Below are 16,784 nucleotides of genomic sequence, written 5' to 3' on the forward strand. Positions count from 1 at the left end.
ATGAATGGGAACGCGCCGCGCCGCATGGCTGATGTCCGGCTGGGAAAAGATGCCTGCTTCGACGCATGGCTGTACAATTTGTTCATCGACAACAACCTTGTCCATGACCTCAATCCGCACATCGTTGCCAGTCCTGAACAGCTGAAATTCATGGTGGCCGGCGGCCCCGGCAGCGTGTATCTTCCCTGTTCGGACGCCATGTTCGCCTTGCTGTGCGAGCCGACCATGCCCCGACGGCTGCAAAAAGAGTACAATCGCGCCTGGCGCATCCTCGTGCGCCTTGTGCGGTCCCTCGTGACGGACAGGATGCAGCGCCGGGCGCTGCTGCTGTTCTGTCGTTACCGCTTCCGCAGTGCGGTTGCCCAGCATACGCTTTTGCCGCCGCGTCTCATCAAGCGCATGACCAACATCGTCCTGGCCCAGGGGCTGGGCGATGGCGATCCCTGGCGGCAGCGCCGCCATGCGCTCAATATCCTGCAGCGCGAGATCCTGCGCTCGGAGAGCGTGCGCACCGCCCTTGAAGGCATGCCGGTAGCTCCGCTGCCGGATACGCTCGAGGCGGCCCGGGCCCGGCTGGATGCCTGCAGCCTGGTCCGTCATTTGTTCCTTTCCGCCTATACGCTGGAGCTGGAGACCGCCGTCCCCGACAGGATATTTTTGGAAGAAGAGTTCCACCGCGCGGAGCAGAAGGCTGCGGAGCTGGAAAGCTACCTGGATGAACTGGCCTCCCGGCCGCGGACCATCCTGTATCTGTGTGATGCCGACGGCGGGGTGGTCTTCGATCTGGCGGTGGTGCGCAAGCTGTTGCGCATGCAGCATCGTGTCATTTTTGCCGTCAAGGACGGTTTCTTCTTCTATGCGCCCACCTTGGATGACGTGGAAGAGGATCCTGTCCTGCGCGAGGAGCTGAAGCAGGACTATATCGTTCGTGACGCCCACCTGAGCAAGAACCAGCTGCTGCGCCATCTGCGCGAGCACCGTCTGCTGGTCATCAGCGACGGGACGCGTGAGCGGCTCAACCTGTACCGGGTCTCCATCAGTTTTTCCCGTGCCTGGAAGGAAGCGGACCTTATCCTGGCCAAGGGCTGGCGTTCGGCCGACATGCTGCTGGGCACCAGCTGCGAGTTCACCCGCGATATCCTTTGCTACTGGCATGACGGCGCGGACATGCATCTGGCCCTGCGCCGGCATGCGCCCGGGGTAAAAAAATTGACCGAGCAGGACGTGGCGGCCCATGCGGACGGCATCATCGCCCGCATGCGCGAGGCCCGCATGAACGGCCGTACGGTCATGTTCTACAGCTGCATCATCGGCAGCATCCCCGGCGAGACCCAGACCGCCATCTCACTGGCGCGGACCTTTGTGGGCGATCTGCGCAAGCGTCTGGACAACGTCCAGATCGTGAATCCTGCCGAGCATTTCGTGGAGGGCATGGACGGGGATGACCTCATGTTCATGTGGGAGCGCGTGCAGCGGAGCGGCTTCATCGACGTCTGGCGTTTCCAGACGTTTGCTGATATCGAAGAAAGCTTCCGGCTCATGGGACGCAAGGTCCCGCCCATCTGGTCCGGAAAGGACGCCACTTTTTCTACCGGCTGCACCCAGGAGATGCGCATAGCCCTGGACGTGCAGCGGCAAAACAGGGAAATGCAGATCATCGGGCCCGATCCGGCCCGCTTTACACGGCGTGGCGAGTACGGCGTCGGCAAATATTTCGACGCGACCATCAGCCGTTCCTAACATCTGGTTCACGGAGTTTTTCATGCCTGCATATGAAGCCGTCATCGGCTTGGAAGTCCACGTACAACTGGCTACGGCCACCAAACTTTTCTGCTCCTGCCCCACCAGTTTCGGGCAGGCTCCCAACAGCAATGTCTGCGAAGTCTGCGGCGGCATGCCCGGTGCCCTGCCCATGCTCAACCGGCAGGCCGTGCACTATGCCTGCCTGGTGGGTCTTGCCACCAACTGCAGCATCCACCGCAATTCCATTTTCGCCCGCAAAAACTATTTTTATCCCGACCTGCCGTCCGGCTACCAGATCTCGCAGTTCGACCTGCCCATCTGCGAGCATGGCCATCTGACGGTCACGGTGGACGGTGCCGAAAAGCGCATCGGCATCACGCGAATCCACATGGAGAACGACGCGGGCAAGAACATCCATGCCCAGGGCGAGAACGTCAGCTATGTGGACCTCAACCGCGCCGGGACGCCGCTGGTGGAGATCGTTTCCGAGCCGGACATGCGTTCTTCCGCCGAGGCCGTGGCCTACCTCAAGGCCCTGTACGGCATCGTGACCTATCTGGGCGTCTGCGACGGCAACATGGAGGAGGGCAGCTTCCGCTGTGACGCCAACGTCTCCATCCGTCCCGTGGGCAGCACGACCTTCGGCACCCGTACCGAGCTCAAGAACCTGAACTCGTTCCGCAATGTGCAGCGAGCCATTGATTACGAGATCGCCCGCCAGCAGGATGCCCTGGCGGACGGGGAAGAGATCGTGCAGGAGACCCGCCTGTACGATGCCACCAAGAATATCACGGCTTCCATGCGCGGCAAGGAAGAAGCGCACGACTACCGTTACTTCCCTGATCCCGACCTGCTGCCCGTGACCATCACCGATGAGGAGTTCAGCCGCTGGCAGCAGGAACTGCCCGAGCTGCCTGCCGCCCGCATGCAGCGCTTCATCGCCATGACGGGCCTGCCCGAACCCGAGGCGGAAGTGCTGGTGCAGAGCCGTGCCATGGCCGATTTCTTTGAGGCTGCGGCGGCCAAAGCCGATGCCCGCAAGGTGGCCAACTTCATCCTCGGCCCGCTGCTGCGCGAGCTCAACGCCCGCTCCCTGCATGTGCAGGATTGTGCCATGACGCCCGAAGCTCTGGCCGAGCTGGTCAGCATCGTGGACAAGGGCCTCATCAGCGCCAAGATCGCCAATGACATCTTTGCCGACCTGATGGAAAACGGCGCCATGCCCGAAGCCTACGTCAAGGAAAAGGGCCTGGTGCAGATCTCCGACAGCTCTGCGCTGGAAGCGGCCGTGGACAAGGTGCTGGCCGACAATCCCGCCGAAGTGGAGGCTTTCCGTGGCGGCAAGACCAAGCTCATCAGCTTCTTTGTGGGCCAGGTCATGCGCGCGACCCGCGGCAAGGCCAACCCCGCGCTGGTCAATGAGCTGCTGGCCAAAAAGCTGGCTGGCTAGTCCGGGAGCATAAAAAGCTGCAAGGGGGTGCCTGGGGTGCCCCCTTATTTTTTTGAATGCAGCTTCAATTTTATTAAAGTTATACTTTAAGGAATAGTGCGCCGGATCCGGAAGCCCTTTCATGGACAGAAAGCCCAAAATACGCTAGGCAAAAATCATGGCTTCATATTCATCTTCTCAGGAAAGGATCGATTTCGATGATCCTTTGCTGGCCAATCAGCTGTTTGGTCCCCGCAATGCCCATTTGGACCTGCTGGCCGCTGCCAGCGGTGCCCAGATAGGCAGCCGCGGTGCTTCTGTTTTTTTCTCCAGTCCGGACCATGCCGTCCTGCAGTGCCTGTACCGGCTTTTCGTGCAGCTCTATGATATGCTGCGCAACGGCATCAGCATCAGCCAGCAGGACATGTCCCGGGCCTATGCCATGCTGGCGGCCGATCCCGGGCTCAACCTGCGGCAGGTCTTCCAGGAGGCTGTTTTCGTCAATACGCCGCGCAAGACGGTGACGGCCCGCAATGTGGCCCAGAAGCAGTATCTGGATATCCTGCGCCGGAACGAGATGGTCTTTGCCGTGGGACCTGCCGGTACGGGCAAGACCTATCTTGCGGTGGCCATGGCCATCTCCATGCTGCAGCAGCATCAGGTCAAGCGCATCGTGCTGACGCGTCCCGCCGTGGAAGCGGGGGAGCGGCTGGGCTTCCTGCCCGGCGACCTGGCGGACAAGGTCAATCCGTACCTGCGTCCCCTGTATGATGCCCTGCACGACATGGTGCCCCAGCCCAAGGTGGCATCCATGCTGGAAGTGGGGACCATCGAGGTGGCCCCCCTGGCCTTCATGCGTGGCCGTACCCTCAATGATGCCTTCATCATCCTGGACGAAGCCCAGAACACCACCCACGAGCAGATGAAGATGTTCCTGACCCGCATGGGCTTTGGATCGCGCGTGGTGGTCACGGGCGATACCTCGCAGATCGACCTGCCCGTCAACCCGTCTTCCGGGCGGGCCCGCTCGGGCCTCGTCCATGCCCTGGTCATCCTGGACAAGATCCCCGGTCTTGCCGTGCACCACTTCAGCAAGGCTGACGTGGTGCGCCATCCTCTGGTGGGAGCCATCGTCAATGCCTACGACAACGCCGAAAAAGACAGCTAGACCCTCCAGCATGGTGGCCCTGTGGCAGACGCTGAGAACGCGTCACCACTGCGGTCGCGGCCTGCTGGTATTGATTCTGACCCTGCTTTTCCTCTCGTTGCTGGCCGGTGCCAATCTGACGCCGGAAAGCCGCGTCTATGTGGCGGGGCAGGTGGCGGACAGTGACGTCATCGCTGACCGCGACATCCTGGTGGAAGACGTGCAGGCCAGCAAGGCCCGGCAGCGCCAGGTGCTCATGCTCCAGCCCTCGGTCTACGACCTGAGCATGCAGCCCTATGAGATGTTCCAGAACCGCATCCTTGGGATCCTGCATCATCTGAACGTGATGGCCGACCACAAGGGCTTGCAGAGCGTCAAACCTGTGCCGGAAGAAGCCGCTCCGGCGGCTCCCGAAGCGGAGGACAGCGCGCCTACTGTCGGACAGGCCGGGGAAGCCCCGGTCACGCCCGCTCCTGCCGCGCCTGTTGCCGCCCAGCGTCCTCTGCCCAGAGCCGAGGAAGATCTGGCGGACCTTCCGAGAGGGGAGGCCTCTGTCCGCCGTCTGGTGGAAGAACTGACGCCCCGGGTGGCCGAAGAGGTGCTGCCCCAGCTGGCCTTGCCGGAAGTGCAGCAGTACCTCCTCAAGCCCCTGATGCCGCTGATCCGGGATCGCCTGGCCGAAGGCCTCGTGGGCGACATCCGCTCCGCCAGAGCTGGACGGGCCGGGGTCGTCATCCGCAACCTCGACAACGGTTCGGAACTGCTGCGCCCCGAAGTGACCACGCTGCCCGATGTGCAGTCCTTCCTGGCCGAGATCTCGTCCCTGCTGCGGCAGGAAGATACCCTCAACGCCCACTCCCGCCGGGCCATCAACATCCTGCTTTCCGCGACGGTCCCGGCGTCTCTGACGCTCAACCGTGAGACGACCCAGCGCCGCGGTGAAGCCGTGGTGGCCAATGTGGAGCCCGTCTTTTACCAGATCCAGAAAGGCGAGCTGGTGGTGCGCAAGGGGGACAGGGTGAGCCGCGAGCAGCAGCTCAAACTGCAGACCCTGTATAAGAGCGCTGCCGATCCCGTCCGCTGGGGCGTGGTGCTGGGGGCCTTCCTGTTCTCCCTGATCCTGTCCATCGGCTTCTTCGTAGCGCCCAGCGGCAAGCCCGGCACGCCGCTGCGTTGCAAGGACATGCTGCTCATCTCGTTGGTGCTGTTCCTGTTCAGCGTGGGGGCCAAGGGGGCGTTCTGCCTTGCCACCCGTTTCGACAGCCTGACGCTGATGGCCAACTATGCCGTGGCCTTCCCCATCGCCGGGGGCGTGGGGCTGGTGGCCATGGTCTTTGCCGCCCGCCGCTACTGCACCATGAGCCTGCTGCTCTGTTTCTTTGCCATGCTCATGTTCCAGGCGGACTACACCTTCTTCCTGTATCATTTCCTGGGCGGCATGCTGGCCACCTGGCTGGTGACCAATGCCCAGACCCGGCAGGACGTTGTCTGGAGCATCATCCCCCTGACGGTGGGGCAGTCGCTCATCTGGCTGGGCATGGCCCTGCTGGCGCAGATCTCGCCCAACGAGTTCCCCATGCAGCTGGGGGCCGTGGCCATCAACAGCCTCCTGTCCCTGATCCTGCTGTTCGCCGTCAGCCCCGTGTTGGAGCTGGCCTTTGGCTACAGTACGCGTTTCCGTCTCATGGAGCTCATGAGCCTTGAGCATCCGCTGATGCAGGAACTGATGGTGACCATCCCCGGCACCTATCATCATTCTCTGGTGGTGGCCAACATGGTGGAAGCCGGGGCCAAGGCCATCGGAGCCAACAGCCTGCTGTGCAAGGTGGCGGCCCTGTATCATGACGCGGGCAAGCTGACCTATCCCGAATACTTCATCGAGAACCAGTTCGGCGGTCCCAACAAGCATGACAAGCTGGCCCCCTCCATGAGTGCGCTCATCATCACGTCCCACGTCAAGAAGGGTACGGAACTGGCCGAGCGCTACAAGCTGGGGCAGGAGATCATCGACATCATCCGCCAGCATCACGGGACCCGCGTCATCCGCTACTTCTACCAGAAGGCCATCAATATGGGCGAGCGGCCGCGCGAATCGGATTTCAGCTATCCCGGTCCCCGGCCCCAGACCAAGGAAGCCGCCATCCTCATGCTGGCAGACTCCGTGGAGGCCTCCAGCCGGACGCTGACGGATCCCACGCCTGCCCGTATCAGGACGCACATCGATACCATCATCAAGGGCATTTTCTCCGAAGGCCAGCTCGACGAGTCCGAACTGACCTTCAAGGATCTGCATTACCTGAGCGAGAACTTCCAGCGCATCCTGACGGGCATCTTCCACCAGCGCATCGCCTATCCGCCGGCCAAGAACGAAGGCAAGCAGGAAGGCAAGGCTGCGGAAGCCAAAAACGCGGATGCCCGCCCGGCCGAAAGCAAGGCCGAAGCCAAGGGGCACGAGAACGCCCCGGCTGCCAGGGAGGCGGAAGAAAAAGCCGAAAACAGCCACAGCGGCCATCATCACGGCCGTGTGCATGACGCTGCCGCCGTCGAAGCCGCGGAGAAGCTGGAAGCCGAACAGCTGGCCCGTACAGAACAGGCGGGGCGGGAATGATGGCTGTCCGGGTCATCGATCATTGTCCGGCGGGGGCCTGGCTGTTGCCTGTGCCCCCACGCCAGATAAGCAGGATACTGGATGCCCTGACCTCCGCAGCGCGGGAGGCCGGTTGTCCGCTGGGCCCTGTGGAAGCCCATCTGGTGGACGATGCCTGCATCGCCCGGGCCAATCAGCGCTACATGGGCTGCACAGGCCCGACCAATGTTCTGTCGTTCCCCGGTGATGAGAGCCTGCCGGGGGTGATGCTCCTTTCCCTCGATACGCTGAACAGGGAATGCCTGCTTTACGGTCAGGACCCGGCAGAGCATCTGCTGCGCCTGCTGGCGCATTCCGTGGGGCACCTGGCCGGATATGACCACGGCGAAGAGATGGATGCCCTCTGCGACTGGTGCCGGAGCAGGGCCGAAGCGGAAGTCTGGAGCTAGGCCGACCTGCTGCCGACCAGGGCCTGACAGTGCAGTTCCCGCAATTTGCGGGCGGATTCCGCTCCTTTGTTCTGCCATTGGGGCGGCAGCCCTATGGTGCGGAGCAGGGCCGTATCCGCCAGTGCCTTGCTGCTGATGTCCTGCTTGCTGTCGGCATCCACCACACTCCAGAACTCCTTCATCAGGCCGCGCGTGGCCACGGTCCAGAGCACGTCCCGGCGTGTGCCGGGGCGCAGACGGTCATACAGCCCGGCCTTCATATGCAGCTCGCAGGCCAGCAGTCCTGCCTTTTCCCGCCGGACGGGCAGGTGCAGCCGTTTGGTCAGAAGGCGCACCAGCGCCAGCCCCCGCTGCTCATGTCCGTAGTGGTGGGGCAGTTCTTCCTCAGGAGTCAGCAGCTTTCCCAGATCGTGGCAGAAGGCCATCCAGACGGCCAGACTGTTGCCGGCCACGGCGTTCATGACCCGGACGGTATGCTGGAGCACCGAACCGCTGTGCCAGCGTACAGGCCCAGCGGGGATGCGGGCGATGGCTTCCAGTTCCGTGAACCACGGCCGCCAGAGGTGGAGCTGCTCCAGGACTTCCAGAAAGCGGCCGGGGCAGGGGAGGGCCAGAGCTTTGAGCAGCTCCCTGCCGACCCTCTCCGCCGGTATGGCCGCCAAAGCGCTTTCCGGTACCTCCGCTGCCAGACGGAGGCAATCGGGGTGCAGCTGCCAGTCCGGATGACGGCAGGCAAAGCGGGCCAGGCGGAAAAGGCGCAGGGGATCCTTGCGGAAAGCGTTGGGCGAGGCCGGGCGCAGGAGCCTGCGCTCCAGATCATCCAGCGTCCTGGCATGGGCATGCACATGCCCGCCGGCGTCCAGGGCCAGCGCATTGACGCTCAGGTCACGGGCGGCCAGATCCGCAGGCAGGCTCCCACCACGGAGCGGCATGAATTCACAGCCGTGCCACAGACAGACCTGAACGCTTTTCCCCACGCGGGCGGCATCGGGATGCGTCGCCAGGAAGGCGGCATCGTCTCCGTCCACGGCATAATCCAGCTCAACCGGTGCCTGTCCCAGCAGGATGTCACGGACGGCACCGCCAACAAGGTAGGTCTTCATGACGACATCATGCCATAACGGGGCGCGGGAGCAAAGGGCCGGACGGCCTGAGGTCTGGCGTTTCGGTGAGGTCTCGTCCGCACTGGATGTGGGGCATACCCTGGCCCGTCGCGGCCTGCTGGCGCCCTGGCAGAGCGTGCTGGTCAGCAGCCAGCGGCAGGGCAGGGGACAGCTGCGCCGGAACTGGGTCTCGCCCGCCGGCAATATCTATGCGGCGCTGCGGCTCCCCATGCAGGAGCCGTTCGCCAGTTCCGCGGCCTCCACCGTGACCGGGGCCATGCTGGCGGCCGCTCTGGGAAAGCTGGGCTTCGAGGTGCGCCTCAAATGGCCCAATGATCTTGCCGTGCTGGACGGGGACACCCCCGCCAAGGTGGCGGGGATCCTGCTGGAAGAAAGGGCGGGCGTCCTGCTGGCCGGTATCGGCATCAATGTGGCCTGGGCCCCGCCGGCCGAGACCTTGCGCGCAGGGGCCGCCATGCCCGCGAAGGCCCTGGTTTCGGGCCTGGAAAAATCACAAAAAATATTTCTTACCGCCGAGAGCCTATGGTATCAACTTGTAAACTGCCTGTTTTGCGAGTATAGTACCGGCGGTTCTCTAAAGAAAAACTGGAAGGATCTCGCCGAGAGCTTCCTGCTCTGGCGCGGGTCCTGCGTTTGTCTCGACGACGGCGATGAGGTCGTCGAGGGCATTCTGACAGGGCTGTGCCATGACGGAGGACTGTGCCTGTCGCGCAATGGCCGGCAGGAGGTTTTTTACAGCGGAAGCCTGCGTCTTTCGCATCATTACTAAAGGGCAAAAAGGCATGGCCAACAAATCCTTTGCAGACGTCCAGGAATTTCTCAAGGGCAAGGTGATCCTTGTCGCCAACCGTGGCATTCCCGCCCGCCGCATCTGTCGCTCCATCCGCGAACGCTTTGACGCCGTCGCGGCCATGACAGCCACCGATGTGGATAAAACTGCGCCGTCAGCATCCACTGCCAAGGAACTGATTCTGCTCGGACCCGATCCCCGCGCTTACCTGGATATTGACCGCATCATCGACAAAGCCCGCCAGCGCGGCGTTGTCGGTATCCACCCCGGCTGGGGCTTTGCCTCTGAGGACACCCGTTTCCCCCAGCGCTGCAAGGAAGCCGGTATCACCTTTATCGGTGCCACTGCCGAAGCCATGAACCTGCTGGGCAACAAAGTGCAGGCCCGCGCCGTGGCCCGCAAGCTGGGCATCCCCGTGGTGCCCGGTTCTGACGGGGCCGTGGACATCGCCACCGCCCGTCAGCTGATCTCCGAGATCGGTCTGCCCATCATGCTCAAGGCCGAAGGCGGCGGCGGTGGCCGCGGTATCTTCGCCATCCACAATGAAGCCGAGCTGGAAGACGCCTTCTTCAAGGCCTCCACCATGGCCCAGGCCTCCTTCGGCAATCCGCGCCTGTTCGTGGAAAAGTTCCTGGCCGATGTGCGCCACATCGAGATCCAGGTCATCGCCGACATGTACGGCAATGTCTTTGCCTTTGACGAACGCGACTGCACCGTGCAGCGCAACCATCAGAAGCTCGTCGAGATCACGCCTTCGCCCTGGCCGGGCATGACCCGCCAGCTGCGCGAACAGCTCAAGGACTACGCCCGTCGCCTGGTGCGCGCCGTGGGCTACCACTCCCTGGCCACGGTGGAATTCCTGGTCACGCCCGACGGCACGCCCTACATGATCGAAGTCAACACCCGTCTGCAGGTGGAACACGGCATCACCGAATGCCGCTACGGCATCGACCTGGTGGAAGAGCAGATCGCCGTGGCCTTTGGTGCGGAACTGCGTTACCGCGAAGAGAACCTGCGTCCTTCCTACTGTGCCATGCAGGTGCGTATCAACTGCGAGAACCCGCAGGAGAACTTCGCTCCCAATGCCGGTCTGATCACCCGTTACGTGTCGCCTGGCGGCCCCGGTGTGCGTCTGGACTCCAACATCAGTGCCGGTTATGAGTTCCCGGCCAACTATGACTCGGCCGGCTCCCTGCTCATCGCCTATGCCCACGACTGGGAAAAGACCCTGGGCATCATGGACCGCGCCCTGAGCGAATACATCATCGGCGGCATCAAGACCACCATCCCCTTCCACCGCCAGATCCTCAAGCATCCCCTGTTCCGCAAGGGCGAGATCAACACCAACTTCGTGGCCAACCATCCCGAGCTCATGCAGTACCGGGACGTGGCCCCCGAAAGCGAACGCCTGGCCCGCCTGGTGGCGGAGATCTCCGCCAAGGGCTACAACCCCCATGTGCAGCTCGGGGAATACCGTTCCGTCACCACGCCCCGTCTGGGCGCCTTCGATCCGGTGCTGCCGCCCATCCCCAGCCAGCTGCGCCGCCAGCCGTCTCCCTATCCTCAGGGCGACCGCCGCGCCCTGCTGGACTTCATCCGCGACAGCGGCTACGTGCACTTTACGGATACCACGCCGCGTGACTTCACCCAGTCCAACTCCGGCAACCGCTTCCGCCTGGCCGAAGACCGCCTGATCGGTCCCTACCTGGACAATGCCGGTTACTTCTCCATCGAGAACGGCGGCGGCGCCCACTTCCATGTGGCCATGCTGGCCAACATGACCTATCCCTTCTCCGAAGCGAAGGAGTGGAAGAGCTTCGCTCCCAAGACGCTCAAGCAGCTGCTGGTGCGCTCCACCAACGTGCTGGGCTACACGCCGCAGCCGCGCAACCTCATGCGCCTGACCGGCGAGATGATCTGCGATCACTACGAAGTGGTGCGCTGCTTCGACTTCCTGAACCATGTGGAGAACATGCGCCCCATCGCCGAAGTGGTCATGGACCGCAAGGACGTGGTCTTCCAGCCCGCCATCTCCCTTTCGTGGGCCAAGGGCTTCGACGTCAATCACTATCTGGGTGTGACCGAGAACATCCTGCGCATGATGGCCGACATCATGGGCGCCGATGAAAAGACCGCTGCCCGCAGCATCATCCTCGGCCTCAAGGATATGGCCGGTGTCTGCCCGCCGCGCTTCATGACCGAGCTGGTGACGGCCCTGCGCAAGCGCTGGCCCGAACTGGTGCTGCACTACCACCGTCACTGCACCGACGGCTTGTTCATCCCCGCCTGCGGGGCCGCGGCCAAGGCCGGTGCCCACATCATCGACGTGGGTCTGGGTTCCGCTGTCCGTTCTTACGGGCAGGGCGACGTGCTGGCCACGGTGGCTTACATGGAAGACGAGCTGGGCCTGGAGTGCCATCTGAACAAGGATGCCATCCGCGACGCCAACTTCGTCTGCAAGCAGATCATGCCCTACTATGACCGCTACTGCTCGCCGTACTTCAAGGGCATCGACTACGATGTGACCCGCCACGGCATGCCCGGCGGTGCTACTTCCTCCTCGCAGGAAGGCGCCATGAAGCAGGGCTACATCCATCTGCTGCCCTACATGCTCAAGTTCCTGGAAGGGACCCGCCAGATCGTTCGTTACCACGACGTGACGCCCGGTTCGCAGATCACCTGGAACACCGCCTTCCTGGCGGTCACCGGGGCCTGGAAGCGCGGCGGCGAGGAAGAGGTCCGCTTCCTGCTCGAAGTGCTCAACGAAGTCACCCGTACGCCCGAATCCGAACTTTCCAGCGAGATGCGCAAGGCCCGCCTGAACATCTACCAGGACTGCAACGACGCCTTCCGTAAGCTGCTGCTGGGCAAGTTCGGCCGCCTGCCGCTGGGCTTCCCCGCGGACTGGGTCTACGAGAGCGCCTTTGGCTCCGAGTGGAAGAGCGCCATCGCCAACCGTACGGAAGTCTCGCCTCTGGAAAGCCTGCCGGACGTGAACCTGGCCGCCGAAGAAGCTGCCTGCACCGAATTGCTGAAGCGCAAGCCCACCAAGGAAGAGTTCGTCCTGTACCTGAATCATCCGGCCGATGCCCTCAAGACCATGCAGTTCCGCATGCAGTACGGCGATCCCAACAATCTGCCCCTGCATGTCTGGTTCGAAGGCCTCAAGCCCGGCCAGGACCTCTATTTCAATGACCGCAGCGGTAAGCCCCACCATCTGCTGCTGCTGAGCATCTCCCGTCCCAACGATGCCGGTGTCGTCATCTGCCGTTACGTGCTGGACTCCGAGATCATGAGCTGCGAAGTGCAGGTCGCCCAGCCCACCGGCCAGAAGGCCAAGGGCCTGACCATGGCGGATCCTGCCAACAAGTTCCATGTGGCGTCGCCCAGCAATGGCGACCTGTGGGTCATGTACGTCCACCCCGGCGATATCGTGAAGGCCGGCGAAGAGCTGTTCAACGTGTCCATCATGAAGCAGGAAAAGGCTGTGCTGGCTCCTGTGGATGGCGTCGTGAAGCGCGTGCTGAAGACGGCCGACTTCAAGGAAAACAAGCAGATGGTATCCGTGCGTGAAGGCGAGCTGCTCGTCGAACTGGGCCCCGTGCCGCGTATTTGCAGCAATGAAGCCTGCGCACAACCTATCCCCATGGACAATGTCTCCTTCTGTCCTTACTGCGGATCCCGCGTGATCTAGCCGTGTGGCGCATTTGCGCCGCATTGTGGACAGGATGTGCCTGCTAGGGTATGATGATTGCAATCAAAAGCTTTCTTTCCTGGTATAACGGAGGAAGTCATGGCCAAAACGGCTGCCACTAAGAAAGAGGAATCCCCGGAAGCTATCCGCAAAAAGTTGGTGCTGACCGGCGCCGACATCGTGGCGATCGGCGAAGAAGCCGAGCTGCTTGTGGGTGGCAAGAACTACAACACGGCCCTCATCAGCCAGATCGAAGGTATCCAGGCGCCTTATTTCCGCGCCATCTCTTCGCTCGCCTTCCACAGGGTGCTGGATGAGACCAAGGTTACCGGGCGTATCGTTCGCGCGGTCGTCGACCGCGAGTACGGCCGTATCGACTGGAATGATCCCGAAATCAACCAGGACCCCGACTTCCTGCAGAAGTTCGTCCGCCAGCTCGGCAAGCAGATCCATGACGCTGCCGCTGCGGAAGGGGACCAGTCCCACACCAAACTGCGCACCTTCATCAATACCATCGTGGAAGGCTTTGCTACCTCTCCCGAAGGTATCGACCAGCTGCGCAAACGTTCTGTCATGGTGCAGGCCGCCATCCTGTCCGTGGATCTTCCCCAGGACGTGGATGAGGCCGTGCGCGGTGCCTACCTCTCCATCTGCAACGAGAACGGCGACGACATGACTCCCGTGGCCGTGCGTTCCTCGGCTGCCGGTGAAGACTCCCGCAAGAAAGCCTTTGCCGGTCTGCAGGACACCTACCTCAACATGGTGGGCCCGGCCAAGGTCGTGGAAGCCTACCATTGGGACTGTGCTTCCGCGTACAACCTGCGCTCCATGACCTACCGCCGCGAGGCCATCCTCGATGCCATTGCCCGCGCTGAAGAGACCGGCGATGAAGCCATCGCCATCAACGCCAAGCAGGAATGGGCCATCGAGAACACCTCGCTTTCCGTCTGCATGATGCAGATGATCAACCCCGTGATCTCCGGTACGGCTTTCTCGGCCGATACGTCCACCGGTTGCCGCGGCACGGCCCGCAAGGACCTGGTCAGCATCGATACCAGCTACGGTCTGGGCGAAGCTGTGGTGGGCGGCAAGGTGACCCCCGACAAGCTTTATGTCTTCCAGCGCGATGACGGCAGTGAAGTCGTCATCCGCCAGATGGGCTGCAAGGACATGAAGATCGTCTATGACGAACGCGGTGGTACCCGTGAAGTGGCCGTGCCTGAACTGGAAGCCCTGCGCTGGGCCCTGTCGCTGAGCCAGGCCGAGCGTGTGGCCAAGGGCGTGCGTGCCGTGAGCAAGGCTTACGGCGGCATGATCATGGATACGGAATTCTGTATCGACGCCAACGACAAACTGTGGTTCGTGCAGGCCCGCCCCGAGACCCGCTGGAACGAAGAGCTGGAGCTGCATCCCACCACGATCTTCATGCGCCGTCGCGAAGTGGACGCCAAGGCTGCCGCCAATGCCGAAGTGCTGGTGGAAGGCAATGGTGCCTCCCGCGGTGCCGGTCACGGTACCGTGCGCTTCCTGCGTTCGGCCCTGGAACTGAACAAGGTCGCCAAGGGCGACGTGCTGGCCGCCGAGCGTACCGACCCCGACATGGTGCCCGGCATGCGTGTGGCCTCCGCCATCATGGCCGACGTGGGTGGCGATACCAGCCACGCCGCCATCACCTCGCGTGAACTGGGCATCGCCGCCGTCATCGGCATCCAGCGTCTGGATGTGCTGCGCGCCCTGGATGGCGTGGAAGTGACCGTCGACGGTACCCGCGGCCGGGTGTATCGCGGTCTGCTGCCCCTGCGCGAAGTGGGCGGCGAAATGGACGTGGCCAAACTGCCCACCACCAAGACCAAGGTCGGCCTGGTGCTGGCGGACGTGGGCCAGGCCCTGTTCCTCTCCCGTCTGCGCGAGTTCCCGCAGTTCGAAGTGGGTCTGCTGCGTGCCGAGTTCATGCTGGGCAACATCAGCATCCATCCCCAGGCTCTGGAAGCCTTCAACAACGGCGAACTGGAAGACATGGTGCAGGGCAAGCTCAAGGAACTGGAAGACAACCTTTCCAAGGTCCTGCGCGAGCAGATGGCTGCCGGCCTCATCGTGTTCAACTTCAACCTGCGTGAATACGTGGGCGAAGTGACCGGCCTCAATGCCGAAGTCTCCGCTCTGGTGGACGCCGACCGCAGCCTCAGCGCCGAAGAAGTGCTGCTGCAGCACCGCAAGATGCGTGAGCTCGACCACAAGATCGACCAACATATGGAAATGGCTTCCCGCCGCCTGGAGATCCTCAAGACCTCCGTGGATCTGGCCGATCATGTGCGTATCATCATGGGCTACGACGACGAGCTGGCCCTGCTTTCGCCCTCCGATCCCGAATCGGCCAAGCGCATCGCCGAGATTGAAGCCTCGGTGGAAGAGCATGTGAAGCGCATCAAGGATCTGCCCGTGGTGACTTCTCTGCTGGGCAACATTGCCCGCCTGCGTGAAGAAGTGAGCCTGCGTGGCGGCCTGAAGAAGGAAATGGACGACGTGCGCGCTCTGCCCGAAAAGATCCGCGCCATCATCAAGTCCCGCGGCTTCCGCACCGGTAAGGAACACTATGTGCAGACGCTGGCCCAGAACCTGGCCCTGTTTGCCATGGCCTTCTACGGCAAGACTATCGTGTACCGTACCACGGACTTCAAGAGCAACGAATACCGCAACCTGCTGGGTGGCAACCTCTTCGAACATCACGAAGACAACCCCATGCTGGGTTACCGCGGTGTGTCCCGCAATATCCACGACTGGGAAATCGAAGCCTTCAAGCTGGCCCGCGGCGTGTACGGCGGTTCCAACCTGCAGATGATGCTGCCCTTCGTGCGTACCCTGGAAGAAGCCCGCTCCATGCGGACCTACCTGAGCCAGGTGCACAAGCTGACCAGCGGTCAGGACGGCCTGCGCATCATCCAGATGTCGGAAATCCCCTCCAACGCCATCCTGGCCAAGCAGTTCATCCAGGAATTCGACGGATTCTCCATCGGTTCCAACGACATGACCCAGATGGTGCTGGCCACGGACCGCGACAACGCGCGTCTGGGCCATATCTACGACGAAGAAGATCCCGCCGTGGTCTGGGCCATCCTGGTCAGCATCTTCACCGGCCAGAAGTACGGCAAGAAGGTGGGCTTCTGCGGTCAGGGTATCTCCAACAGCGTGATCCTGCGCGGCCTGGTGGCCATCGCCGGTATCGTCTCCGCTTCGGTGGTGCCGGATACCTACTTCCAGACCGTGTTCGACATCGCCGCTGTGGAAGCCGAGAACATCCCCACATCCAAGCTGGGCGAATGGCTGGGCAAGCAGCATCATCAGCGTCTTGCCAAGCTGATGGAAGAGGCCGGTTACGGCCACATCCTGAAGAAGTACACGCTGCCCCAGGATATCCAGGAATGGTACGAAGGCGAGCTGCAGCGTCGTCACGAACAGCTGCGTGAGCATCTGGATACCCCCAAGGAATCCTTCTACCGCACCGAGCTGGAAAGCTTCCGCTCCATGTTCCACAAGCCCGTCATCTACGCGACCTGGGATTGGAGCAGCACGGTGGAAGACGCCCTGCATCAGGCTGGCTTCGCTTCCTTCGAAGAGCAGGCTGCTGCCCTGGAAGAATACCGCAAGATCAAGTTCTAACCTGTACCGGTTCGCGAGTCGGTTCTGAGCCAGTTCGCGGATATGTTGACGATAAAGGGGGCGCCCAAAGCGCCCCCTTTTTTCTTATGGGCTTTAGCCTGTTGAGCGCCTGACAGGCGCGAAACAAAAAACCACCCGCTATGCGGGTGGAGACAATACGTTAT

At 62.4% G+C, this 16,784-nt stretch carries 9 protein-coding genes; 8 read left to right on the plus strand and 1 reads right to left on the minus strand.

Annotated features, from left to right (window positions below; all coding sequences use genetic code 11):
- From Q4I12_RS10575 to ybeY, 5 genes are all read left to right on the plus strand, one after another.
- Window positions 1–1,740 (plus strand): ARMT1-like domain-containing protein, encoded by a 1,740-nt coding sequence (locus Q4I12_RS10575; RefSeq protein ID WP_302261522.1) that lies wholly within the window; start codon window positions 1–3, stop codon window positions 1,738–1,740.
- 22 nt (window positions 1,741–1,762) lie between these two features.
- Window positions 1,763–3,193 (plus strand): Asp-tRNA(Asn)/Glu-tRNA(Gln) amidotransferase subunit GatB, encoded by a 1,431-nt coding sequence (gene gatB, locus Q4I12_RS10580; RefSeq protein ID WP_006005996.1) that lies wholly within the window; start codon window positions 1,763–1,765, stop codon window positions 3,191–3,193.
- Window positions 3,194–3,350: 157 nt separating this feature from the next.
- On the plus strand, window positions 3,351–4,340 hold the full coding sequence (locus Q4I12_RS10585; protein WP_302261523.1) for a PhoH family protein: 990 nt from the start codon (window positions 3,351–3,353) through the stop codon (window positions 4,338–4,340).
- The gene (locus tag Q4I12_RS10590) at window positions 4,309–6,927 is read left to right on the plus strand and encodes an HD family phosphohydrolase (protein ID WP_302261524.1); all 2,619 of its coding nucleotides are present in this window, start codon (window positions 4,309–4,311) and stop codon (window positions 6,925–6,927) included. The genes Q4I12_RS10585 and Q4I12_RS10590 overlap by 32 nt, the downstream gene beginning before the upstream one ends.
- Window positions 6,924–7,355 carry an rRNA maturation RNase YbeY gene (gene ybeY, locus Q4I12_RS10595; protein ID WP_205906089.1) on the plus strand — a complete coding sequence of 144 codons (432 nt, stop codon included), beginning with the start codon at window positions 6,924–6,926 and terminating at the stop codon, window positions 7,353–7,355. Before Q4I12_RS10590 ends, ybeY begins: the two co-directional genes overlap by 4 nt.
- On the opposite strand, the gene Q4I12_RS10600 is transcribed toward ybeY, so the two are convergent.
- Entirely contained in the window at window positions 7,352–8,458 is a 1,107-nt protein-coding gene (locus Q4I12_RS10600; RefSeq protein ID WP_302261525.1) for a tRNA nucleotidyltransferase/poly(A) polymerase-related protein, read from the minus strand. The two genes, ybeY and Q4I12_RS10600, sit on opposite strands and share 4 nt — an antisense overlap.
- Here Q4I12_RS10600 and Q4I12_RS10605 point away from each other — a divergent pair.
- From Q4I12_RS10605 to Q4I12_RS10615, 3 genes are all read left to right on the plus strand, one after another.
- Window positions 8,457–9,248 carry a biotin--[acetyl-CoA-carboxylase] ligase gene (locus tag Q4I12_RS10605; protein WP_168936075.1) on the plus strand — a complete coding sequence of 264 codons (792 nt, stop codon included), beginning with the start codon at window positions 8,457–8,459 and terminating at the stop codon, window positions 9,246–9,248. The genes Q4I12_RS10600 and Q4I12_RS10605 overlap by 2 nt on opposite strands.
- Before the next feature lie 13 nt (window positions 9,249–9,261).
- A complete protein-coding gene (locus tag Q4I12_RS10610) occupies window positions 9,262–12,963 on the plus strand; it encodes a pyruvate carboxylase (RefSeq protein ID WP_204625633.1) in 3,702 nt (1,233 codons plus the stop codon).
- A gap of 99 nt (window positions 12,964–13,062) precedes the next feature.
- On the plus strand, window positions 13,063–16,620 hold the full coding sequence (locus Q4I12_RS10615; RefSeq protein WP_302261526.1) for a PEP/pyruvate-binding domain-containing protein: 3,558 nt from the start codon (window positions 13,063–13,065) through the stop codon (window positions 16,618–16,620).
- The last annotated feature ends 164 nt before the right edge of the window (window positions 16,621–16,784 follow it).

The sequence above is a fragment of the Desulfovibrio piger genome, from assembly GCF_951793255.1.
Lineage (GTDB): Bacteria > Desulfobacterota > Desulfovibrionia > Desulfovibrionales > Desulfovibrionaceae > Desulfovibrio.